The 22,988-nt window shown below is 74.6% G+C and carries 14 protein-coding genes and 1 pseudogene (1 of these 15 cut by a window edge); 8 read left to right on the top strand and 7 right to left on the bottom strand.

Features of this window, described 5'->3' with window-relative positions; translation table 11 throughout:
• Both ACF9IK_RS23705 and trpS read right to left on the bottom strand, forming a co-directional pair.
• Window positions 1-745: the 5' portion of a S66 peptidase family protein gene (locus ACF9IK_RS23705; RefSeq protein ID WP_395296127.1), read on the bottom strand. Its footprint begins 257 nt before the window's first position; 745 of the gene's 1,002 nt are visible here — the first part of the coding sequence; its start codon is at window positions 743-745; its stop codon lies off the left edge, out of view.
• Window positions 746-900: 155 nt separating this feature from the next.
• On the bottom strand, window positions 901-1,953 hold the full coding sequence (gene trpS / locus ACF9IK_RS23700) for a tryptophan--tRNA ligase (protein WP_395298664.1): 1,053 nt from the start codon (window positions 1,951-1,953) through the stop codon (window positions 901-903).
• Between the two features lie 428 nt (window positions 1,954-2,381).
• Here trpS and ACF9IK_RS23695 point away from each other — a divergent pair, with 428 nt between their 5' ends.
• Complete coding sequence (locus ACF9IK_RS23695; RefSeq protein WP_395296126.1) at window positions 2,382-3,299, top strand: hypothetical protein; 918 nt, start codon at window positions 2,382-2,384, stop codon at window positions 3,297-3,299.
• A 28-nt stretch (window positions 3,300-3,327) separates the two neighbouring features.
• Here ACF9IK_RS23695 and ACF9IK_RS23690 read toward each other — a convergent pair whose 3' ends face one another.
• A complete protein-coding gene (locus tag ACF9IK_RS23690) occupies window positions 3,328-3,861 on the bottom strand; it encodes an NUDIX hydrolase (protein WP_395296125.1) in 534 nt (177 codons plus the stop codon).
• A 103-nt stretch (window positions 3,862-3,964) separates the two neighbouring features.
• On the opposite strand from ACF9IK_RS23690, the gene ACF9IK_RS23685 reads away from it, so the two are divergent.
• Window positions 3,965-4,951: an ATP-grasp domain-containing protein gene (locus ACF9IK_RS23685; RefSeq protein WP_395296124.1), complete on the top strand. Its 987-nt coding sequence runs from the start codon at window positions 3,965-3,967 to the stop codon at window positions 4,949-4,951.
• 72 nt (window positions 4,952-5,023) lie between these two features.
• Here the strand turns inward: ACF9IK_RS23685 and ACF9IK_RS23680 are convergent, their stop codons facing one another.
• Together ACF9IK_RS23680 and ACF9IK_RS23675 are read right to left on the bottom strand one after the other, a co-directional pair.
• The gene (locus ACF9IK_RS23680; RefSeq protein ID WP_395296123.1) at window positions 5,024-9,193 is read right to left on the bottom strand and encodes an ABC transporter ATP-binding protein; all 4,170 of its coding nucleotides are present in this window, start codon (window positions 9,191-9,193) and stop codon (window positions 5,024-5,026) included.
• 283 nt (window positions 9,194-9,476) lie between these two features.
• The gene (locus ACF9IK_RS23675; RefSeq protein ID WP_395296122.1) at window positions 9,477-10,202 is read right to left on the bottom strand and encodes a TetR/AcrR family transcriptional regulator; all 726 of its coding nucleotides are present in this window, start codon (window positions 10,200-10,202) and stop codon (window positions 9,477-9,479) included.
• 134 nt (window positions 10,203-10,336) lie between these two features.
• On the opposite strand from ACF9IK_RS23675, the gene ACF9IK_RS23670 reads away from it, so the two are divergent.
• From ACF9IK_RS23670 to ACF9IK_RS23655, 4 genes are all read left to right on the top strand, one after another.
• On the top strand, window positions 10,337-12,064 hold the full coding sequence (locus tag ACF9IK_RS23670) for a carboxyl transferase domain-containing protein (protein WP_395296121.1): 1,728 nt from the start codon (window positions 10,337-10,339) through the stop codon (window positions 12,062-12,064).
• 100 nt (window positions 12,065-12,164) lie between these two features.
• The gene (locus ACF9IK_RS23665) at window positions 12,165-14,498 is read left to right on the top strand and encodes a biotin carboxylase N-terminal domain-containing protein (protein ID WP_395296120.1); all 2,334 of its coding nucleotides are present in this window, start codon (window positions 12,165-12,167) and stop codon (window positions 14,496-14,498) included.
• Entirely contained in the window at window positions 14,495-15,493 is a 999-nt protein-coding gene (locus ACF9IK_RS23660) for a hydroxymethylglutaryl-CoA lyase (RefSeq protein WP_395296119.1), read from the top strand. The genes ACF9IK_RS23665 and ACF9IK_RS23660 overlap by 4 nt, the downstream gene beginning before the upstream one ends.
• A 222-nt stretch (window positions 15,494-15,715) precedes the next feature.
• Window positions 15,716-16,903, top strand: a complete 1,188-nt coding sequence (locus ACF9IK_RS23655) for an acyl-CoA dehydrogenase family protein (RefSeq protein WP_395296118.1) — start codon at window positions 15,716-15,718, stop codon at window positions 16,901-16,903.
• 139 nt (window positions 16,904-17,042) lie between these two features.
• On the opposite strand, the gene ACF9IK_RS23650 is transcribed toward ACF9IK_RS23655, so the two are convergent.
• Window positions 17,043-17,522, bottom strand: coding sequence for a universal stress protein (locus tag ACF9IK_RS23650; protein WP_395298663.1), 480 nt, complete (start codon window positions 17,520-17,522; stop codon window positions 17,043-17,045).
• 816 nt (window positions 17,523-18,338) lie between these two features.
• On the opposite strand from ACF9IK_RS23650, the gene ACF9IK_RS23645 reads away from it, so the two are divergent.
• Window positions 18,339-19,619: an HAD-IA family hydrolase gene (locus ACF9IK_RS23645; protein WP_395296117.1), complete on the top strand. Its 1,281-nt coding sequence runs from the start codon at window positions 18,339-18,341 to the stop codon at window positions 19,617-19,619.
• Between the two features lie 149 nt (window positions 19,620-19,768).
• Here the strand turns inward: ACF9IK_RS23645 and ACF9IK_RS23640 are convergent, their stop codons facing one another.
• Window positions 19,769-20,644: a GNAT family N-acetyltransferase gene (locus ACF9IK_RS23640; RefSeq protein WP_395296116.1), complete on the bottom strand. Its 876-nt coding sequence runs from the start codon at window positions 20,642-20,644 to the stop codon at window positions 19,769-19,771.
• A gap of 1,093 nt (window positions 20,645-21,737) precedes the next feature.
• Between ACF9IK_RS23640 and ACF9IK_RS23635 the strand changes: the two are divergent.
• Window positions 21,738-22,740, top strand: a pseudogene (locus ACF9IK_RS23635) (helix-turn-helix domain-containing protein); the annotation flags it as partial.
• Window positions 22,741-22,988 lie beyond the last annotated feature (248 nt).

Below are 22,988 nucleotides of genomic sequence, written 5' to 3'. Positions count from 1 at the left end.
TGCCGGCGACGCCGTCCAGGGCGCCGGAGCGCAGGAGCTGGGTGAGGAGGCGGTCGAGCTGGTACGGGTGCTCGTTGACGTCCTCCAGGAGCAGGATGCTTCCGGCGAAGGAGGGCCGGGCGGCGGGCGTGCCGCGTTCGGCGGTGAGGACGGTGAGGCATCCCCCGGCGGTGGTGCCCCGGACCCGCCCGGGCACGAGCGTGGTGGCCGTGGGCGAGGTGAGGACCGTGGTGGCTGCCGGCTCGAAGAGGGTGCGCCGCAGGTGCTCGGCGGTCGGGCCGTCGGTGAGGAAGGACGCGGCCGCGCTCATCGGACCGTGCAGGGTGGCGACGCCGAGCCGCTGGGCGAAGGCCTCGTGCAGGGAGGTGACGTCGCTGAAGCCGACGAGCGCCTTGGGCGGGACCTCGCGCATCGCGTCCCAGTCGAGCAGGTCGACCATGCGGTGGACGCCGTAGCCGCCGCGGGCGCAGATCACCGCGTCGACGGCCGGGTCGAGCCAGGCGGTCTGGAGGTCGGCGGCGCGATCGGCGTCGGTGCCGGCGAGGTGGCCGAGGACGGGGTGGATGTCGAGGACGTGTGGGGCGACGGTCACCCGCAGCCCCCAGGAGCGCAGGATCTCGGTCCCGGCGGTGAGCCGCTGGGGGTCGATGGGGCTACTGGGGGCGACCACGGTGACGTGATCCCCGGGGCGGAGGTGCGGCGGGCGGGTCAGCCCTCGGCCGGGCGAGGTCGGGTGCTGGTCCATGGCCGGGATCCTTCCAGGGTGCGGGTGGCGCGACGAGCCCGGGTGGGGTGCGACGGGGCGAGGGGCGCGCTGCGGCGGAACGGGGCACCGCCGGGGTCCGGAGTGGTCCGTGCCCGGTCTGGGGTGCCGCCCGCAGTAGGTATGCCCCGTGCTCTTCAGACCGATCCCATCACCGCCCTGACCTCGTCGAGCGTGGCGTCGGCCACGGCGTTGGCGCGCTCGGCACCGTCGCGCAGGACCTGCCGGACGTAGCCGCGGTCGGCGGCGAGTTCGGCGCGGCGTGCCCGGATCGGGCGGAGGTGTTCGTTGACGGCCTCGGTCACCGTCCGCTTGAGCGCGGCGCCGCCGCCGTCCCCGATCTCCTCGGCCACCTCCTCCGGTCGGCGGTCCTGGCAGAGCGCGGCGAGCAGGACGAGGCTCGACACCTCCGGGCGGGCGACCGGGTCGTAGCTGATCCGGCGCTCGGTGTCGGTCTTGGCGGAGCGGATCAGGCGGGCCGTGGTGTCCTCGTCGGCTGCGAGGGCGACGGCGTTGCCGCGGCTCTTGCTCATCTTGGTGCCGTCGGTGCCGAGCAGCAGCGGGGCGGCGGAGAGCAGGCCCTCGGGGTGGGGGAAGACCGCTGTGCCGTCCGGGTGCGGGTAGCGCTCGTTGAAGCGGCGGGCGACGGTGCGGGCGACTTCGAGGTGGGGCAGCTGGTCCTGGCCGACCGGGACCGCGTCCGCCTTGCAGAAGAGGATGTCGGCGGCCTGGTGGACGGGGTAGGTGAACATCAGCCCGCTGACGGCGGCCTGGCGGGAGTGGGTGATCTCGTCCTTGACGGTGGGGTTGCGGCTCAGCTCGGAGACGCTGACCAGACTGAGGAAGGGCAGTAGCAGCTGGTTGAGGGCGGGGACTGCGCTGTGGGCGAAGATCGTGGCGCGGTCGGGGTCGAGACCGGTGGCGAGGTAGTCGAGGACGAGGTTCTCGGCGTGCTCGGCGAGCCGGTCGGCGATGTCGCGGTCGGTGATCACCTGGTAGTCGGCGACCACGACGAACATCTCGACCCCGAGGCGCTGGAGGCGGACCCGGTTCTGCAGCGTGCCGAAGTAGTGGCCGAGGTGGAGCGGGCCGGTGGGGCGGTCACCGGTGAGGACGCGGTGGGCGCCCGGGCTGCGGCGGATCCGTTCGTCGAGGCCGGCGGATGCGGTGGCCTCGGTGGCGGTGGGAATCTCGGCGGCGATGGCGGTGGTGGCGACGGTCACGGGGTTCTCCTCGGTACGGCGGTGAGTTCACGGCCGTCCGGGGCTCGGGCCCGTTCCGTCGGAAGACGCGTCAGGGCCGTCCGTCCGGACGGCCCTGGTCAGGCGTGGCTGGTGGCCGTCCTAGGACGGCCACCAGTTGAGACCTGCGAAGCGCTTCATGCTGCCGAGCATAGCGTCGATCCTCCGCGACGAGGGAGGGAGTTTCCCGCGCAGGGTCCTGCCGTGGGAGAACTCCGGCCGGACCGGGAACCGCCTCGGCGGCGGCCGGGGAGAATGCGGTGTCCGAAAGGAAGGGAGGGAGCGGTGGTGTGGCGCACACCTGGCGGAGAGCCGCTTGGAGCTGGTCGCGCGGTGCGGGAGGATCGTCGGGACCGCACCGCGAAGGGCCCGTGCCGATGACCACGCTCGACCACACCGCGACCGCTCCCGAGCTGCCCTCGCCCGGCCCGTCCGCGCCCGCCGACGTGGGTTCCCCCCCGGTACCTTCGGCCGCCGCGGCGACGTCCGCGGCCTCCGGCCCGGCCGGCGAGGCCGCCCGGCGCTGCTCGGTCACGGGGGCGGACGACGGGAACGGCGGTGCCGCCCGAGCGGACAGCGTGCCCCGGCCGCGCAGCAGCGCCGGCCACGAGGACGACGGCGGCCGTGGCGAGCCGGCCGACGGCGCCCTCCGTTTCGTGCACCTCCAGCCGCCCGTCGAACCCGCCCGGGACCGGGCGGTCCCCGTCCTGCGCGCCGCGCAGGAGGAGCCGCGCGCGGTCCCCACCAGGAGGCCTTCGCCCTCCCGGCGGCTGCGCCGGATGCACCCCGGGACGGCACCCGCGAGCCGCGCCGGCGTCGGCGAGCCGGGGGCGACGTGGGCGTCGGCCGCGACGGCCGCCTCGGGAGACGCGACCGTCGACCGGGCGGCAGGCGCCGCAGGCAGGGGACCGGGGGCCGGGGCCGGTGGTGCAGGCGGGCCCGCCGCAGGCAGCGCCGCGCCGGCGGGTGCCGAGACGCCGCTGGGCATCCTGATCGGCGGCACGCCGAACCTCCCCGAGGCGCGTCGGGCGATCCGGGTGACGGCCGAACTCGTCAAGGTCGGCCGCGGCACCGTCCTGGTGGTACTGCCCGCGTGGCGGCCCGCCATCGCCGTCTCGGTGCCCACGGAGCAGTTGTTGCACGCCACCGGCCTGGGGTTCGACCGGCTGGCGGGCACGCAGCTGTCGGTACTGATCAACCCCGATGCGCTGCACGACCGGGAGCTGGACCTGCACGGTTGGCAGGCCGGACCGGCCGGGCGACCCGGCCGGCGCGGCCCGCGGCCGACGCCGTAGCGGGGCCCACCGCAGCGGCACCGGGTGATCAGGCGGTCGGCGCCGGGGCGTTGGGGACGTAGCCGAGGTGCACGGGGACCGGTTCGCGCCGGTCGGAGAGCCAGCCGTCCCGGACGTCGGCCAGCAGCTCCGGGAGCCGGGGCGGCCAGAGCGCGTCCGCGTCCGGGTCGGCGAGATCGGACGGTGTCCACCAGCGCCAGTCCAGGATCAGGTCGGCGGCGTGCACCGCACTGACGTCTCCGACCGGCCCCCGGTGCGGACCGCTGGTCAGGTAGATGTGCTCGTGCTGGCGGACTCGGATGCCGTGCCAGGTGAAGTCGTGCTCCCAGGTGCAGAGCAGCGGACCGGGTTCGAGGTCGGTCCAGCCGGTCTCCTCCCAGAGTTCGCGCCGCGCGCCGGCCCACGGCGTCTCGCCCGCCTCGATGCCGCCGCCGGGCATCGTCCAGTGCACGCCGACCTCGATGTTGTCGGAGCGGAGGAGGAAGACGGAGCCGCTCTCGTCGAGGACCACCGTCCGGGCCGCCCGCCGGGGAGTCCGCTTCGTGCGCAACAGGTTTCGCATCGGGCCACTCTCGCAGCGCCGCCTCCGGAGCGTCGACCGGATTCCTCCGGACGCACGGGTGTTGGGGTCACCGCTCACCGCGCCCACCCGTACCGTGGCGCCCATGCCTGCACCAGGAATCATCTTCCCGGCCGACCCGCTCCACCCCCGCCGACCGGACCCGCACTTCGCCTGGGAGGCCCGGACGCTGCGCGAGCTGGGCGGCGAGCAGTACCTCGTCGACCACGACGCCCTGCTCGCCGGGGAGGCTGAGGACGCGGTCCGGCGGGTGCCGCGGGACTGCGGCCCGGTCTGGTACCGGGGTTGGATGATGCCGTCCGCCGACTACGCCGCCTTCGCCCGGACGCTGGCCGGCCGCGGCGCCAGCCTGCTGACCAGCGCCCCCGCTTACGCCTCGGCGCACGAACTGCCCGGCTGGTACGGCGTGTTCGAGGGGGCCACCCCGCAGAGCGTCTGGATCCCGCTGGCCCCGACGGCCGCGAGGCCCGGCCCCGAGCAACTGGCGGCCGCCGTGGCGCGGCTCGGCGGGCACGGGCCGGCGATCGTCAAGGACTACGTGAAGTCCCGCAAGGACGAGTGGGACGAGGCCTGCTACATCCCGGAGTTGGCCGATCCGGCCGCGGTCGGGCGGGTCGTGGCGCGCTTCGTCGATCTGCAGGGCGACTTCCTGGCGGGCGGGGTGGTGCTGCGCCGCTTCGAGGAGTTCGCCCGGGCCGACGACACCGCCGTCGACAGCACCAGCGTCGTCGGCGCGCACGGGCCGAGCGGCGGCGAGCCGGCGGGCGGCACGTCGGCGGCGAGAGGGGCCGGCGGGAACGGCCGGACGGTCGAGGCCCGGGTGTGGTGGCTGGACGGCGAGCCCGTCCTGGTCGGACCCCACCCCGACGCTCCGGAGCAGTCCGCCGAGCCGGATCTCACCGCCGTCAGGCCGCCGGTCCGCGCGCTGGGCTGCCGCTTCGTCACCACCGACCTCGCCAGCCGGGCCGACGGCTCCGGCTGGCGGGTGGTGGAGGTGGGCGACGGACAGGTCAGCGGCCTGCCGCGCGGGGGCGACGTGACCGGACTGCTCTCCGCGCTGCTCGCCGTCTGAGCGGGCGGGTCCGGGGCCCCGACCGGGGTGACCGGACCCGCCTCGGGGTGCCCACCGACCTCGGCGCTGAAGTCAGTAACCCGCCACCGGCGCCGCCACCGGTGCGGGGGCGGGGTGACCGTCGGCGATGAACGCCTGCCAGAGCCGCGCGTACACGCCGCCCCGGGCGAGCAGCTCGGTGTGCGTGCCGTCCTCGACCACCTTGCCGTGGTCGAGGACGACGACCCGGTCGGCCCGCTCGGCGGTGGTGAGTCGGTGGGCGATCACCAGGGTGGTGCGGCCGCCGCTGAGCCGGTCGGACGCGTGGTTGACGGCCGCCTCGGTGGCCAGGTCCAGCGCCGCGGTGGCCTCGTCCAGCAACAGGACGTCCGGATCGACCAGCTCGGCCCGGGCCAGCGCGATCAGCTGGCGCTGCCCCGCCGAGAGGTTCCTGCCGCGACCGGTGACCTCGTGGTCGTAGCCGCCCGAGAGCTTGACGATCATGTCGTGCGCGCCGACCGCGCGGGCCGCCTCCTCCACCTCTGCCGCCGAGGCCGAGGGCCGCCCGTAGGCGATCGCCTCGCGCACCGTGCCCGCGAACAGGTACGCCTCCTGCGGCACCACGCCGAGCCGGTGGCGGTACTGCGCCAGGTCGTAGCGGGTCAGGTCGACGCCGTCCACCCGCACGGTGCCGGCGGTCGCGTCGTAGAACCGGGCGACCAGCTTGACCAGCGTCGACTTGCCGGCCCCCGTCTCGCCGACCAGTGCCACCGTCTGCCCCGCGGGAACGTGCAGGGTGACGCCGGTGAGCACGTCCGGGGCCCCGTCGGCACCGCCGTTGTAGGCGAAGCTGACGTCCTCGAAGTCGATCTCGCCGCGGAGGCGCTCGCGCACGGGCACCGCGTCGGCGGCCTCGGCCGTCGTGGTCGGGGTGCGCAGCAGCTCGCGGATCCGGCCCAGGCCGACGGCCGCCTGCTGATAGCCGTCGAAGACCTGCGAGAGCTGGTTCACCGGGGCGAAGAACAGGTCGATGTAGAGCAGGTAGGCGACCAGGGCTCCGACCGTCAGGGTGCCCGAGTCGACCCGCTCGGCGCCCACGATCAGCACCAGCGCGGCGGCCACGCTGGAGAGGAACTGGACGAACGGGAAGTACAGCGAGATGTAGAGCTGTGCCCGGACCCGGGCATCGCGGTAGGCGATGCCCCGGGCGACGAAGCGGTCGGTGTTGGCGTCCAGCCGGCGGAAGGCCTGGACGATCCGCATGCCGGCGACGTTCTCCTGCAGGTCGGCGTTGACCGTGCTGATCAGGTCGCGCGAGATCTCGTACTGGGCCTTGGACTTCTTGCGGAAGACCAGCGTCGCGGCGACCAGCAGCGGCAGCACGGCGAAGACCACCAGGGCCAGGCCGGCGTCGATGACCAGCAGGGCGCCGAAGATGCCGAAGAAGGTGAGCAGGCTGACCACGGCGGTGACGACACCGGTCTGCAGGAAGGACGTCAGCGAGTCCAGGTCCGTGGTCATCCGGGTCATGATCCGGCCGGACAGCTCGCGCTCGTAGTAGTCGAGGCCCAGCCGGTTGAGGTGGCTGAAGATCTTGAGCCGGAGGGTGTAGAGCACGCGCTCGCCGGTCCGGCCGCTGACCCGGTTCTCGGCGCTCTGCACCAGCCAGTCCAACAGGACGACCACCAGCGCGGTCAGCGCGGCGACGGTCACGCCCGACATCAGCGCCTTGCTCACACCGTCGTCGATGCCGTGCCGGATCAGGACCGGCAGCACCAGGTTGGCGCCCGCGTCGAGGGCGACCAGCAGCAGGGCGAGGGCGAGTGGACGACGGAACGGACGCAGCAGGCGGCGGAGGGTGAAGTCCGGGTCGCCGGCCTCGGCCTCGGCACGGGGTATCGCGGGCGTGTCGGTGGCCGGCGGGAGCGCGGCGACCTTGGCGATCAGGTCGGGGGCGGCGGTGCGGGCCGCCTTGGTCAGGGCCGCGGTCGGCAGGTCGGGTGCGGGCTCCGGGGTGGGGGCGTCCGCGGTGGCGGCGGCGTTCCCGGTCGTCGGCGCGGTCGGCTCGGCGGTGGTGGTGGCCGGGGTGGCCCTGGAGACGCCGGTCGCCGTGACGGCTGCGGTGGCGGTCGCGGGTCCGCCGGTGGAGGGTCCGCCGGTGGAACCGTTGGCGGCTGCGCCGACCGGCGTCCCGGCGGTGACCGCCCCGGGGACGGCCCGGCCGCCGGTGCGGTCGGTCTCGTGGTCGGATATCAGCGCCCGGTACTGCGGACATCGGCCGTCGAGCTCCTCGTGCGTCCCGATGTCCAGCAGCCGGCCGTGGTCCAGGACGGCGATCCGGTCGGCGAGCTGGAGGGTGGAGCGGCGGTGGGCGATCAGCAGGGTGGTGCGGCCGGCCATGACCGACCGCAGCGCGTCGTGGATCTCCGCCTCGATCTGCGGGTCGACCGCCGAGGTGGCGTCGTCGAGCAGCAGGATCCGCGGGTCGGTGAGGATGGCCCGGGCCAGGGCGATGCGCTGGCGCTGGCCGCCGGAGAGCGTGAGGCCCTGCTCGCCGACCTTGGTCTCGTAGCCGTCGGGCAGCTGCCGGACGAACTCGTCGGCCTGCGCCGCGCGGGCGGCCGCCACGACCTGCTCGTCGGTGGCGTCGGGCCGCCCGTAGGCGATGTTGGTGCGGACGGTCTCGGAGAACAGGAAGCTCTCCTCGGGCACGATGCCGACGGCCGCCCGGACCGAGTCGAGGGTGAGGTCGCGCAGGTCGTGACCGTAGAGACGGACCGCACCGGCCGCCGGGTCGTAGAACCGCGGCACGAGCTGCGCCACCGTCGACTTGCCCGAACCGGACGCCCCGACCAGGGCCAGGGTCTCGCCGGGGGCGAGCTTCAGGTCGAGCCCGTGCAGCACGGGTGCCGGGTGCTCGGGGTCGTAGCGGAACTCGACCCGGTCGAACTCCAGCGCCACGTCGGAGGTGCGGGCGCCGACCACCCGCGGGGCCGGGTCGGAAGCGCCGGTGCCGGTGGCCGCGCCGGTCACGGCGGACGCGCCGGTGGCGTCGGACCCGGTGGGGGCGGCCCCGGCGAGGTCGAGGACCGCCGCGCCCGGGTGCTCCTGCACCAGCGGCCGCTCGTCGATCAGCTGGAGCACCCGCTCCACGCCCGCCCTGGCCTGCTGGCCGACGGTGATCACCACGGTCAGCATCCGGACCGGGCCGGTCATCTGGGCGACGTAGGTGGAGAAGGCCACGAAGGTACCGAGCGAGACCCGGCCGTCCACGGCCAGCCACCCGCCGAACGCCAGCACCGCGACCTGGGCCAGCGCCGGGATCGCCTGCATCGCCGGGTTGTAGCGGCTGTTCAGGCGGATCGAGCGCAGCCGGGCCGCGAAGAGGTTGCGCGACGCCGACTCCAGCTTGTCCAGCTCCTGGGCCTCCTGGCCGAAGCCCTTGACCACCCGCACGCCGCCGACCGCCTCGTCGACCACGCCCGCGACGGCCGCGGCCTCCTGCTGGGCGGCCCAGGTGGACGGGAACAGGCGCTTGCGGCTCAGTACCGAGACCCACCAGAGTGCCGGGCCCATGACCAGCGCGATCAGGGTGAGCGGCGGCGAGAGCCAGATCATCACGGCCAGCGACATGACGAACATCAGCAGGTAGCCGGTCATCATCGGCAGCATCGACAGCAGGCCGTTGATCAGCTGGAGGTCGGACGTGGCGCGGCCGACCACCTGGCCGGTGTCCAGCCGGTCCTGCCGGTGGCCGTCGAGCCGGCCGAGCGAGCGGAACAGGTCGCTGCGCATGTCGTGCTGGACGTCGAGGGCGAGCTGACCGCCGTAGTACCGGCGCACCTGGGTGCAGGCGAACACCAGCACCGCCGCCAGCAGCAGGACGACCGCCCACGGGGCCAGCGACCGGGTGTGCGCGGTGATGACGTCGTCGATGATCAGCTTGGTGACCAGCGGGACCAGGGCCGTGACGGCCATGCCGACGAGGGAGGCGCCGAAGGCCAGCAGCACGCTGCGCCGCGACCGCCAGCAGTAGCCGATCAGCCGCCGCAGCCAACCCGGGCCGTCGGCTCCGCCGTCCTTCGGCCCGCCGCTGCCGGGTGCGCCGTCGCCGGGCACCGGGCCGCCGGGCGTACCGCCCGCGGGTCTGCCTCTGCCGTCCCGCGGCGCATCGGTGCCGGCCGGCTCGCCCGGGGTGCCCTGGGCGCCGGTTCGGGTGCCGCTCGGGGAAAGCTCCACCGTAGATCCGTGAGTCTCAGGCATATTTAGGGATGCTAACCATTCCGTCGGGTGGCCGCCATGGCTTTGTCCGGGGACCGTCCGGCCAGAGCGTGCCGGGCGTCCGGTCCGGCGGAGGAGCCAACAGCCCACGGCCCTCGGTGATTCCCGACCGCACGCCGCCACGGCCGCGTCGCCGGAGCGGCCGACTTCCAGGGTGGACGACGATGCGCCCCGCGCCCACCCGCCACCGGCGCAGCCGCCGGCCAGGCCCGCCCCGGGGCCGCCGCCCCGCCGCGGAACCACCCAGGGCCGGCTCCCGGGCCGGTCAGTCGCCGGCGTCGGCGGGGATCCCGGCGTCGGCGGGGATCCCGGCGTCGGCGGCGACGTCGACCTCGGCGCCGGAGGCCCCGGCACCCGAGGCAGCGGCGCCGGCCGCCGCCGAGAAGGCGCCGTGGGCGAGGCTGTGCAGCAGTGCCGCCATGCCGTCGCGCTGCAGGCCGGCGGCCCGGTCGTCCTGCGCGGGGTTCGGGCCGAGGCTGTGCGGGGTCGAGTTGATCAACCCGAAGACGGCGTGCACGGCGGCCCGGGCGACCGGCTCGGCCGCGGACTCGGCCAGCGCCGGGTAGGCGCGCCGGACCACGTCCACCCACAGTTCGAGGTAGCCGCGCTGGAGCCGGCGGACCGTGCGGCGGTCCTCCTCCTTGAGGTTCAGCAGTTCGCGGTCGTGCAGGGTGATCAGGTCGCGGTCGTCGAGCGCGAACTCGACGTGGCCGCCGATCAGCGCGTCCAGCGCCTCGGCCGCGCCGTCGCCGTTGCCCGCCCGGCGGCGTCCCTCCTCCAGCAGGCGCTCGCTGATCCCGATCAGCAGGTCGGCGAGCATCGCGTCCTTGCCGGCGAAGTGCCGGTAGAGGCCCGGCCCGCTGATGCCGACGGCCTTGCCGATCTCGTCGACGCCGACGCCGAGGAAGCCGCGGGCGGCGAACAGCCGGGCCGCCTCCCTGCGGATCTGGTCACGGCGTGGGAGCGCGGATGCGGCGGGGACGTTCGGCATGCTGCCCATCGTAGACAGTCGGGTTATCGACCGTTAACCTGGGCGGCACGAGTTAACGCTCATTAACGTTGGGGGTCGCGGGCTCACCCGGCTCTGCCACCCACCTGGTGCCGAGGGCAAGGGAGCTCTTGGGAATGGTCATCTCCACCGCCGGCGTACCCACCGGCGTCAACGGCAGCACGCCCGGCGCGGGCGTCTCCGGCCCGGGCGGCGCGGTCGCCGGGTCCGTCGCGCCGGGGGCCGCGGCTCCCGCGCCCCGGCTCGGCACCGCCGTCGATCCGGGCTCCGAGTCCTACCGAGCCAACACCGAGGCCCACCGGGCCCTGGTCGCCGAGCTGCGCGAGAAGCTCGGCACGGCCGCGCTCGGCGGCGGGGCCAAGGCCCGGGCCCGCCACACCTCCCGGGGCAAGCTACTCCCGCGCGACCGCGTCGACACCCTGCTCGACCCGGCGTCCCCCTTCCTCGAACTGGCCCCGCTCGCGGCCGACGGGATGTACGACGGCGCCGCCCCGGCGGCGGGCGTCATCGCGGGCATCGGCCGGGTCGCCGGACGCGAGGTGGTCGTCGTCGCCAACGACGCCACCGTCAAGGGCGGCACGTACTACCCGATGACGGTGAAGAAGCACCTGCGCGCCCAGGAGGTCGCGCTGGAGAACCGCCTGCCCTGCATCTACCTGGTGGACTCCGGCGGCGCCTTCCTCCCGATGCAGGACGAGGTCTTCCCCGACCGCGACCACTTCGGCCGGATCTTCTACAACCAGGCCCGGCTCTCCGCCGCGGGCATCCCGCAGATCGCCGCCGTGCTCGGCTCGTGCACCGCGGGCGGCGCGTACGTCCCCGCGATGAGCGACCAGGCCGTCATCGTCCGCAACCAGGGCACGATCTTCCTCGGCGGACCGCCCCTGGTGAAGGCCGCCACCGGCGAGGTGGTCACCGCCGAGGAACTGGGCGGCGGCGAGCTCCACTCCCGGACCTCCGGGGTCACCGACCACCTGGCCGAGGACGACGCCCACGCGCTGTCCATCGTCCGCACCATCGTCGCCGGGCTCGGCCCGCGCCCGGCGAAGCCGTGGCCGCTCGAACCGGCCGAGCCGCCCGCGGTCGACCCGGCCGGCCTCTACGGAGCCGTCCCGGTCGACCCGCGCACCCCGTACGACGTGCGGGAGGTGATCGCCCGGCTGGTCGACGGCAGCCGCTTCGCCGAGTTCAAGGCCGACTACGGCGCGACCCTGGTGACCGGCTTCGCCCGGATCCACGGCCACCCGGTCGGCATCGTCGCCAACAACGGCGTGCTCTTCTCCGAGTCCGCCGTCAAGGGCGCCCACTTCATCGAGCTGTGCGACCAGCGCGGCATCCCCCTCCTCTTCCTGCAGAACATCACCGGGTTCATGGTCGGCCGGCAGTACGAGGCGGGCGGCATCGCCAAGCACGGCGCCAAGATGGTCAACGCCGTCGCCTGCACCCGCGTCCCGAAGCTGACCGTGGTGATCGGCGGCTCGTACGGGGCCGGCAACTACTCGATGTGCGGCCGCGCCTACTCGCCCCGCTTCCTCTGGATGTGGCCGGGCGCCAAGATCTCCGTCATGGGCGGCGAGCAGGCCGCGTCCGTCCTGGCCACCGTCCGGCGCGACCAGTTGGAGGCGCACGGCGAGGAGTGGCCGACCGCCGCCGAGGAGGAGTTCAAGCGCCCGGTCCGCGAGCAGTACGAGCGCCAGGGCAGCGCGTACTACGCCACCGCCCGGCTCTGGGACGACGGCGTGATCGACCCGATGGACACCCGCACGGTCGTCGGTCTCGCCCTCACCGCCTGCGCCAACGCCCCGCTCCCGGCACCCGGCCCGTACGGCGTCTTCCGGATGTGACCCGCACCGGGGCCGGCCCCGCCCGGCCCCGGCCACCCGGCCCCCGCCCCTCCCAACCACCTCCTTCGTACGGCCCCCTCGACCCGGAGGAACGCCTCCCATGTTCGACACAGTTCTGGTCGCCAACCGCGGCGAGATCGCCCTCCGGGTGATCCGCACCCTGCGGCGGCTCGGCGTGCGCTCCGTCGCCGTGTTCAGCGACGCCGACGCCGACGCACCCCACGTCCGCGAGGCCGACACCGCGGTCCGGCTCGGACCGGCCGACCGCAGCGACAGCTCGGCCGCCGAGACCTACCTGCGGACCGACCAGATCCTCGACGCCGCCCGCCGCACCGGCGCCCAGGCCGTTCACCCCGGCTACGGCTTCCTCGCCGAGAACGCGGCCTTCGCCCGCGCCTGCGCCGACGCCGGCCTGGTCTTCATCGGGCCTCCGCCCGCCGCGGTCGAGCTGATGGGTGACAAGATCAACGCCAAGGAGGCCGTCCGCGCCGCCGGCGTCCCGGTGGTCCCGGGCAGCCAGGCGACCGCGCCGACCGACGAGGAACTCGTCGCGGCCGCCGCCGAGATCGGGTACCCGGTCCTGCTCAAGCCGTCCGCCGGCGGCGGCGGCAAGGGCATGCGCCTGGTCCGCGACCCGGCCGAGCTGCCCACCGAGATCGCCGCCGCGCGGCGGGTCGCCCGCACCGCCTTCGGCGACGACACCCTGCTGCTGGAGCGCTGGGTCGACCGGCCCCGCCACATCGAGGTGCAGGTGCTGGCCGACGCCCACGGCACCACCGTCCACCTCGGCGAGCGCGAGTGCAGCCTGCAGCGCCGCCACCAGAAGCTGATCGAAGAGGCACCCTCCGTCCTGCTCAACGCCGAGACCCGGGCCGCGATGGGCGCCGCGGCCGTGCGCGCCGCGGAGTCCTGCGGCTACACCGGGGCCGGCACCGTGGAGTTCATCGTCCCCGGCATCGACCCGGACTCCCCCGACCCCGCCGAGGGGGTGCGGGACTTCTTCTTCATGGAGATGAACACCCGCCTCCAGGTGGAACACCCCGTCACCGAACTCGCCGTCGCCGTCACAGCCCCGCCCCCCGGCACAGCGACGGCCCCGGCCCAGCCCCAGCGGCTGGACCTGGTCGAGTGGCAGGTCCGGATCGCCGCCGGCGAGAGCCTGCCCTTCGCCCAGCCGGACATCTCCTTCCTGGGCCACGCCATCGAGGCCCGCATCTGCGCCGAGGACCCGGAACGGGACTTCCTGCCCACCGGCGGGCGCATCCTGGTCCTCGACGAACCGCAGGGCGAAGGCATCCGGGTGGACTCCGGCGTCACCGCCGGGTCCGTCATCACCAGCGCCTACGACCCGATGCTCGCCAAGGTCATCGCCTACGGGCCCGACCGCCCGACCGCGCTGCGCCGCCTCCGCGCCGCGCTGGCCGACACCCGGATCCTCGGCGTGACCACCAACACCGGCTTCCTGCGGCGACTGCTCGCACACCCCGAGGTCGCCGCCGGCCGCCTCGACACCGGCCTGGTGGAGCAGACGGCCCAGCAGCAGCCCGCACTGCTGGCCTCGGCCTACTCCCCGGCCCGGACCGCCGACACCGCTTCCGTCACTCCTTCCGTCGCTCCTTCCGTCACTCCTTCCGCCGCCGGTTCCGCCGATTCCGCCGGTTCCGCCGGTTCCGCCGGTTCCGCCGACACTCCGTCACCGGCGCACCTCCTCTACTACGCGGCCGCGCTCGCGCGGCACCTCGACCTCGCCCCCGCCAGCGACGGTGGCGGCTGGACCGACCCCTTCTCCCTTCCGTCGGGCTGGCGCCTCGGGGGCGACGCCGCCTGGACCACCCACCGCCTCCGCGCCTCCGGCCAGGATCCGGTGACGGTGAGCGTCCGTCCGATCACTGCAGGCAACGTAGCGGAGCCCACTGACAACCGGCCGGGCGTCACTCCCGAGGTGGAGGTCCGGCTCGGCGACGGGCCGGTCCACCGCGCCCGCGCCGTGCGCACCGGCGACCGCCTGCACCTCACCGCGGCCGGCCTGCAGACCGCCTTCGCCCTGGCCGCCGACGGCGCCCCCAACCCGGTGGGCGGTCCGGTCACCTGGCTCGGCATCGACGGCGACGCCTGGCCGCTGCACGCGTACGACCCGGTCGGCGAGAGCGCCGCCGCCGGCGCCGCCCACCACGGCGCGCTCACCGCCCCGATGCCGGGCACCGTCACGGTCGTGAAGACGGCGGCCGGCGAGCAGGTCCGCCGGGGCCAACCCCTGCTCGTCCTGGAGGCCATGAAGATGGAACACGTGATCGCCGCCCCGCACGACGGCACGGTGACCGAGCTGCGGGCCACCGCCGGCGCCACCGTCGCCATGGAGGAGCTGCTGGTCGTGGTCGCCCCGGACGAGGACGGCCCCGCCGAGCGGACGGCCGCGGCCGGGGTGGCGTCGTGACCGCCCCCGCGGCCTCCCCCGCGCACGAGCCCGACGCGCTCGACCTCGGTCTGCCCGACCCCGTCCGCGACCCGGGCCTGCCCGAGCAGGTGCGGATCCACGAGGTCGGCCCGCGCGACGGACTGCAGAACGAGAGCGGCCTCGTCCCCGTCGAGGTCAAGGCCGAGTTCATCGCCCGGCTCGCGGCCGCCGGCCTGGGCACGGTCGAGGCGACCAGCTTCGTCCACCCGAAGTGGGTGCCCCAGCTCGCCGACGCCGAGGAGCTGGTGCCCCGGCTCGCCGACCTGCCGGCCCGCCACCCCGGGCTGCGGCTCCCGGTGCTGGTGCCCAACGAGCGCGGCCTCGACCGGGCGCTCGCCCACCACGCCGCCGACATCGCGGTGTTCGCGAGCGCCACCGAGACCTTCGCCCGGCGCAACCTCAACCGCTCGGCGGACGAGGCGATGGCGATGTTCCGGCCGGTCGTGGCGCGCGCCGCGGAGGCCGGGATCCGGGTCCGCGGCTACCTCTCGATGTGCTTCGGGGACCCGTGGGAGGGCCCGGTCCCGATCGACCAGGTGGTCGGCTTCGGGGTCCGGCTGCTGGAGATGGGCTGCTTCGAGCTCAGCCTCGGCGACACCATCGGCGTGGCCACTCCGGGCCAGGTCACCGCCCTGCTGGACGGCTTCGCCCGGGCGGGCGTCCCGGCCGAGCGGCTCGCGGTGCACTTCCACGACACCTACGGCCAGGCGCTCAGCAACACCCTGGCCGCCCTGCGCGCCGGCGTCACCACGGTCGACGCCTCCGCGGGCGGTCTGGGCGGCTGCCCCTACGCCAAGAGCGCCACCGGGAACCTGGCCACCGAGGACCTGGTCTGGATGCTGCACGGCCTCGGCATCCGGACCGGGGTCGACCTCCGCGCCCTGGTCGCGACCAGCGGCTGGATGGCTCAGCGGCTCGGCCGGCCGAGCCCCTCCCGTACCGTCCAGGCCCTGCTCGGCGCGGCCCGGGCCTGACCGGCGGCACCGGGCGTCCCCCGGGCGCCCGGTGGCCGCCGCCCCGCACAGACCCGCGGCGCCGGCCGGAACCACGTCCGGCCGGCACCGACGACACACCGACGGAACCGACCGTCACTCTCAACAGACCGTGCTGCCGTCACGCCCTCACACCGTCGGGCGGACGCGCGGTCGCCCCGCTCACGCCCGCGGCCACCCCGCCGGGGCCACAGGAGGATCACCATGCTCGACCACCGGCTGAACAGCGAGTACGAGGAACTGCGGCGCACCGTCGCCGAGTTCGCCCAGGACGTGGTCGCACCGAAGATCGGCGAGTTCTACGAGCAGGGCGAGTTCCCCTACGAGATCGTGCGGGAGATGGGGCGGATGGGCCTCTTCGGCCTGCCCTTCCCGGAGGAGTACGGCGGCATGGGCGGCGACTACTTCGCCCTCTGCCTCGCCCTGGAGGAGCTCGCCCGCGTCGACTCCTCGGTCGCGATCACCCTGGAGGCCGCGGTCTCGCTCGGTGCGATGCCCATCTACCGCTTCGGCACGGAGGAGCAGAAGCGCGAGTGGCTGCCGCGGCTCACCTCCGGCGAACTGCTCGGCGCGTTCGGCCTGACCGAGCCCGAGGGCGGTTCCGACGCCGGCGCGACCCGCACCACGGCGCGGTACGACGAGGACACCGACGAGTGGGTCATCAACGGCACCAAGTGCTTCATCACCAACTCGGGCACCGAGATCACCGGCCTGGTGACCGTCACCGCCCTCACCGAACCGATCGCTCGTTCGGGTGAAGGAGGCGAATTCTCCTCGCCGCAGCGCGAGATCTCGTCCATCATCGTGCCCACCGGGACCCCCGGCTTCCAGGTCTCGAAGAAGTACTCGAAGGTCGGGTGGAACGCCTCCGACACCCGCGAACTGTCCTTTACCGACTGCCGCGTCCCCGCGGCCAACCTGCTGGGCGAGCGCGGCCGCGGCTACGCCCAGTTCCTGCGGATCCTCGACGAGGGCCGCATCGCCATCGCCGCCCTGGGCACCGGCCTGGCCCAGGGGTGCGTCGACCAGTCCGTCAGCTACGCCGGTACGCGCCGCGCCTTCGGCCGGCCGATCGGTGCCAACCAGGCCATCCAGTTCAAGCTCGCCGACATGGAGATGCGCGCGCACGTCTCCCGCCTGGCCTGGCGGGACGCCGCGTCCCGGCTGCTGCAGGCCGAGCCGTTCAAGAAGGAGGCCGCGATCGCGAAGCTGTACTCGTCCGAGGCCGCCGTCGACAACGCCCGCGAGGCGACCCAGATCCACGGCGGGTACGGCTTCATGAACGAGTTCCCGGTGGCGCGTTTCTGGCGCGACTGCAAGATCCTCGAAATCGGGGAGGGCACCTCGGAGGTCCAGCGCATGCTCATCGCCCGTGAGCTCGGCGTCGTCTGACGCGCACCCACCTCCTCACGGAAGCACGCCCGTCCGCGGGCCCTCCTGCGCACCGCTCCGACACGGTCGGTGCGCACGGGGGCCTGCGAGAGGCCGGGAGGAACCGGCGGCAGCTGCAGCGCGCCGCCAGGACGGAACGTCAGGGAATCACGATCACCGGGCGGTTGGCGCGACGGGCCAACCGCCCGGAGACCGATCCGAAGATCTTGCCGAGCAGGCCGTGAGTGCTGCCGACCACGATGGCGTCGGCAGCGTACTCGCGGCCGACCTCCTCGATCTCGTGGCAGATGTCACCGCCCCGCTCGACCAGGATCCAGGGGACTCCGGCGAGGAAGTCCGCACAGGCGAGCTCCAGGCCGAGGACCTCGGTCCGGTGGTCGGGGAGGTCCACGAAGACCGGGGGCTCGCACCCCGCCCAGACGGTCGCGGGCAGGCGGTTGGCGACGTGCACGATCACCAGTCCGCACTGCGAGCGACGGGCCATGCCCACCGCGTAGGCAAGGGCGCGCTCGCTCGACAGGGAGCCGTCGAAACCGACCACCACACCGTGTTGGAAGGCCGGGTCGCAGGCACGGGCGGCAGCCTCCTGCGCGGTCGGCTCGCCGGTTGCGCTGGACAGCCCCGGGACGCCCGGGCGCTCGGCGCCCGGCCCCAGGCGTCCGTTCACGGCCGGCTCCACAGGGTCGGACCGGTGCTGTTCGCGGCGTTGGCGGGAGCCTGGGCGGCTGCGGCGCGCGATGTTGCGGAGGGCACGGGAGAGGGCGCCGGCGCCCACCGCAGGAGGCCGGACCTCGACGCCGTCCGCGCTCCGGCGGTCGTCTCCCCCGGCCGATGCGCCGCCGATCCGGGGCGCGTCCGGTTCAACCGGTCGGGAGGACTCAAAACCAGCCATGGCTCAAGGCTCTTCGCAGGAGATGGGCCGACAGGAGAGGACAACGCTGCCCAGGCAGCAGGGCCGCCCACGGGACGACGTCGGTCTGCGCCGAGCACCACCGTTTGTGACCTAGTCCTTTCAGAGTACGACGGGCGAGAGGCTCAGCCCAGCTGCGGAGCCCCGGATCACCCTTGTTCCCGCGAACGGAGGATGCGCCCGCCGGCGGCGGTGCGCCCGTCGTGTGCGCGGTCGCGCCCCCTCTGGCAAAGGAGGTTCTCTGGAGCTTGACTGAGCGGACCGGGCGGCGCAACAGGCCCCCCGGACACCGTGACCGGACTGTCATTGATCGACGACGATCCGTTGCCGCCCGTCACCGCGCGCTGCCGCGCGGCGGTCCGGCCGGAGACCGCACGACGTACCCGTCCGACCGGCCGGAGACCGCACGACGTACCCGCCTCCCCGGACCCGTCGCCGGAGCGTCCGGGAGGTGCGAGCCGCTACCGGTTTCAGCCATTCCATGCCGGTTCGCGACGGCCTCTGGCATTTGCCAGATGCATACCCATGCCCGCTGGCACCATGCTCGGCATGCCCCTGCTCCTGCTCGACCTCGACAACACGCTGCTCCCCAGGGATGCCGCTTTCCGGGCCTGGGCTCAGGATCTTCTGGCCGAACGAGACCTGCCGCCCGGCGACGTCGACTGGTTCGTCACGATCGACGGCGGCGGCTACGTGCCGCGCAGCACGGTACTGTCCGCCGTCCGACGCCGCTACGGCTTGGACGAATCCTTCGAATTACTGCTGGCGCACTACCGGCGTGGCATCAACTCCCACATCCAATGCCCGCCTCGGCACGTGGACGCACTGCGGGCGGCGCGCGAGGCGGGCTGGACGCTCGGCATCGTCAGCAACGGCGGCACACGGCCGCAGCTGGAGAAGATCCGCCGGACCGGCCTCGGGCCGCTCGTCGACGGCTGGGTGATCTCGGAGGAGGCGGACTGCGTCAAGCCCGACCCGCTGATCTTCGAGATCGCCGCCCAGCGATGCGGCATCGCGCCGACCGGCGACTGGACGGCGGACACCTGGATGATCGGCGACCACGCCCCCGCCGACATCGCGGGCGCGGAGCTCACGGGGCTGCGCAGTGTCTGGCTGCACCACGGCCGGCCCTGGGCCGAGCCGGGATACCGGCCGACACTGAAGGCGGCCGGGCTGCCGGAGGCGATCGGGCAGGTGCTGTCCGCCCGCGGCGCACCGGGCCTTCGGCCCGGAATCCGGGCCGGCGGCGCCGCCCGGCGCCGCCCCTCGGTCGCGACTCCGGGACCCCTCCCTGGCCGCGCCCGCGCGGTGACGGCGCGGCCCGGCGCGCGACCCGGCGCACAGTTTCCGATATCCGCCCCGGACGGCGTGCATGCGCCCGATGCCGGGAGCACGGCGTGGAACGGGCTCGCGGCCTCGACGGCGGAGATCGCTGTCCGAAACCTGTCCGGTGGATTTGCCGTGGCCGGCGGCGCGCGCTCCACGGATGCCGCGGGCCTGCCGGTCCCGGCCGGCCCGTCCACCACGGTGGTCCCCTCCAACACGGTGGCCCTGACCGGCACCGTGGCCCTGACGGGCGCAGTCGGTCTGGCGGTCGCGTCGGGCCTCCCGTCCGTCCCGGCGGAACCACGGACGGGCATCGGCCTGCCGGGGGGCGGGCGCCGCACCGCAGAGGGCCCGGCGGGCGAACGCCCGGCTCGGACGCTGTTCGCGACCCCGGCCGCCCGGTTCGGTCCGCGGCCGGCCCTGGCCGGTCCGCAGGGCACGGGCGAGGCCACGGCCCGGGCGGCGGCCGTCCGGTCCTGAGGCGAGTCGCACCGGGTGACCGACCGGGCCTCGGTCGAGGCCGGAACCACCGCCCCTCCGGCGGTCGCCGCCCGCCCACGGCCGAACGGTCGGGGCCCACCGCACCGACGACCGGACCCGACCGGCGACCCGACCGGCCACCCGGTCCGCTATTCGACCGCAGGCGCGAGCAGCGTCCACCAGTGCGTACGACCCTGCTCCGTGAAACCGAGCTTCCGGTAGAGCGGTTCGCCGAGCACGGTGGCGACCAGGGTCGCCGGGCGGTCCGGGTGGGCGCCGGCCAGTGCGGTCTCCAGGACGGCACGGCCCACCCCTCGGGAGCGGTGCTCGGGAAGCGTCGCGACCCAGTAGACCCCGGTGGCCCGGCCGTCGTCGTAGGTCAGGCAGGCACCCGCCGGTGCACCGTCGATCCGGCCGAGCCAGGCCCGGAGGCCCGGTTCGTCCAGCAGCGCCTCCGGCAGCATCCCCCCGCGCGTCCAGGGCTGGCGGGCCTCGATCGGGAAGCCCTCGACCACGGCGCGCTCCACCTCGGCGAAGCCGTCCGCGCCCAGCACCTCATCGACCGTCAGGGACCAGCCGCCGCCGTTCCCGGTGGACGCCACGGAGCCGGCAGCCACCGATCCGCTCCCCGCCCGCGCCGGTGAATTGCCGTCAGGCGGTGAAGCGGCCGCCTGCACACCGAAGCGCGGGTTCTCCAGCGGGCCCGGCTCGCGGGTCATCACGGCCATCGCACGGCCGTGGCCGAGTCCGTGGCGGGTCATGTCCAGCATCCCGTAAGGGTCTTCCACGGTCACGGCGATGCTGCCCCACTCCCGGACGAGGCCCGCCACGTCGTCCTCCAGTGCGACTCTGTCCCCGCCGGGACGGGTCACCACCACGCGGTGGGCGTCCCCCGGGGTGCGGGCGCAGCGGACCGCGGTGAATCGGGGGTCGACGAGCCGCTGCCAACCATGGGCGCGGGCTTGGGCGAGCCAGAATTCGGCAGCGTTGTCGGTGGCCTGTTCGAGCCGGCTGATGGTCTTCACGGCTGGACGTTAGCGCCGGGCGGTCGACCGTCGCCGACCCGCCCCGGCACTGGCCGGATGAAGCCAGGGAGGCGCACGCTTCGCCGCCCGTGCGCCCGCATGTGCACCGTCGATATTCGGCCAATCTCGGGCGACTCCCCCGGCCTTGGGCAAAGCCGCAGCCCAGACCCGCCGACCGGGCGCGCGGGAACCTGACGCCCCAGGACCGGTCCCGCGACAACCAGCCACCCTTGCACAGGCCCCCTTCCCAGAAGGGTCGACGGGTGCCACGCTTCGTGATCGAATGCATCACGCCAAATTGCCATGTCGACATAGCGTCGGATGGTGAACTTGTCACAACGGCAACGGTCCACCCGATAGATTCGATCTTGGCTAGCAGTGCCGCACCACCACACCACACCACCGAGGGGGCTTGAGCGCCTTGAGCAGGGTGAGCAGGAGCGACGCGGGTCCTGACAGCGGCCAGCCGGCGGCCGGCATCGCGGGTCGTTCCGCGAGAGCCGCCGCCTCCGCCGCTGCCAACACCCGCCTCTCCGGCAGCTCCAGCGCCGCCCCGTACCCCTCGTACAGCCCTGCGGCCGCTCCGGCCCCGTCCGCCCCGGCCACCGCCCCGTCCGCGGCGGCGGGATCGCCGGCCTACTCGGCCGCGACGGAACACGGTGGACGCACCGTCAGCCGACTGTCCGTCAGTCATGTGACGAACCAGGGCGCAGCGGCGGTCGGCCATGCCGGCCCGTCGATTCCCGGCCATGTCGCCGCTTCGCACACAGGCGGCCAGCACGCCGGACAGCACGGCGGCCATGTGTACGGCGGACCGTTGCACGGCGGCCAGGGGCATCCGTACGGCCAGGCCCCCGGCCAGCCGGCGGCGGACGCGGCGTTCCCGGCGTTCTCCGGCGGCCCGGCGCCCACCCCCACCGGCGGGCTCCCCGCCGGAGCGGCGAGCCAGGGCGTCACCGCCGGAGCCAACGGCCACAGCCCGAGCGGCCACGCCCCGGCCTCCCACACCCCGGGCGGCCACGCCCCGGGCGGCCACGGCGTCACCGGCCACGGCGTCACCGGCCACGGGGCGAACGGCACCTCCGCGCCCGTGATGGCCACCGCGCCCCGGAAGCTGTCCGGCCGGCGCCGGCGCGAGACCGTCGCCGTGCTGATCTTCGGCGGTGCACCGATCTTCGAGAGCTCGATCCCGCTCTCCGTCTTCGGGGTCGACCGGCAGGACGCCGGGGTCCCGCGCTACCGCCTGCTGGTCTGCGCCGGGGAGGAGGGACCGCTCGCCACCACCGGCGGACTCACGCTCTCCGCGCCGTACGGGCTGGAGGCGCTGGCCCGGGCGGGGACGATCGTGGTCCCGGCCTGGCGCTCGATCTCCCAGCCGCCTCCCGTCGAGGCGATCACCGCGCTGCGCAAGGCCCACCACGAGGGCGCCCGGATCATCGGCCTCTGCACCGGCGCGTTCGTCCTCGCGGCCGCCGGCCTGCTGGACGGCCGACCGGCCACCACGCACTGGATGTACGCACCGACCCTCGCCAAGCGCTACCCGCGGGTCCACGTCGACCCGCGCGAGCTCTTCGTCGACGACGGCGACGTGCTGACCTCGGCCGGCACGGCCGCCGGCATCGACCTCTGCCTGCACGTGGTGCGCAGCGACCACGGCGCCGAGGCCGCCAACGCGCTGGCCCGCCGGCTGGTGGTGCCGAGCCGGCGCAGCGGCGGCGGACAGGCCCAGTACATCGACCAGTCTTTACCGGAGGAGATCGGCAACGACCCGCTGGCCGAGGTGGTCACCTGGGCGCTGGAGAACCTGAACCAGCAGTTCGACGTCGAGGTGCTGGCGGCCCGCGCCTACATGAGCCGTCGCACGTTCGACCGGCGGTTCCGCACGTTGACCGGCAGTGCCCCCCTGCAGTGGCTGATCACCCAGCGGGTGCTCCAGGCGCAGCGGCTGCTGGAGACCTCGGAGCTGTCGGTGGACGACGTCGCGCGCCGCTGCGGCTTCCGGTCGCCGGTCGCGCTGCGCGGGCACTTCCGGCGCCAGCTCGGGGTCTCGCCGGCGGCCTACCGGACCAGCTACCGGGCCCGGCGGCCCGGCACGGCCGCGCCCGCGCCGGTTCCGGTGCACGCGGGCGAGCTCCGGCCGGTGGGCGCCGCCGCGCAGTCAGCCGGCGCGCACGCCGCCGCTGCGGCGGCCGCAGCGGCGAGCGGGGCACTGCTCGGGCAGCACGGGCAGTCGGCCGGGGCCGCGTTCCCGGCGACCGGCGGCTCCGGGCACCAGGGGCAGCACGGGCACCCGGGCCAGCACGGGCAGCCCGTGGCACAGGGGTTCCACGCCCGCGCCGCGCAG

The organism is Kitasatospora hibisci, assembly GCF_043950205.1.
Lineage (GTDB): Bacteria > Actinomycetota > Actinomycetes > Streptomycetales > Streptomycetaceae > Kitasatospora > Kitasatospora hibisci.
The sequence above is the reverse complement of the archived record's forward strand: the minus strand, read 5'-3'. Positions and strand labels throughout refer to the sequence as shown.

What these genes read in the sequence shown, in the direction of transcription:
- ACF9IK_RS23670 (WP_395296121.1), top strand. Translation starts at nt 10,337, where the DNA reads ATGGTCATCTCCACCGCCGGCGTACCCACCGGCGTCAACGGCAGCACG.
- ACF9IK_RS23645 (WP_395296117.1), top strand. Translation starts at nt 18,339, where the DNA reads ATGCCCGCTGGCACCATGCTCGGCATGCCCCTGCTCCTGCTCGACCTC.
- ACF9IK_RS23665 (WP_395296120.1), top strand. Translation starts at nt 12,165, where the DNA reads ATGTTCGACACAGTTCTGGTCGCCAACCGCGGCGAGATCGCCCTCCGG.
- ACF9IK_RS23690 (WP_395296125.1), bottom strand. Translation starts at nt 3,861, where the DNA reads ATGCGAAACCTGTTGCGCACGAAGCGGACTCCCCGGCGGGCGGCCCGG.
- ACF9IK_RS23680 (WP_395296123.1), bottom strand. Translation starts at nt 9,193, where the DNA reads ATGCCTGAGACTCACGGATCTACGGTGGAGCTTTCCCCGAGCGGCACC.
- ACF9IK_RS23685 (WP_395296124.1), top strand. Translation starts at nt 3,965, where the DNA reads ATGCCTGCACCAGGAATCATCTTCCCGGCCGACCCGCTCCACCCCCGC.
- ACF9IK_RS23695 (WP_395296126.1), top strand. Translation starts at nt 2,382, where the DNA reads ATGACCACGCTCGACCACACCGCGACCGCTCCCGAGCTGCCCTCGCCC.
- ACF9IK_RS23655 (WP_395296118.1), top strand. Translation starts at nt 15,716, where the DNA reads ATGCTCGACCACCGGCTGAACAGCGAGTACGAGGAACTGCGGCGCACC.
- ACF9IK_RS23675 (WP_395296122.1), bottom strand. Translation starts at nt 10,202, where the DNA reads ATGCCGAACGTCCCCGCCGCATCCGCGCTCCCACGCCGTGACCAGATC.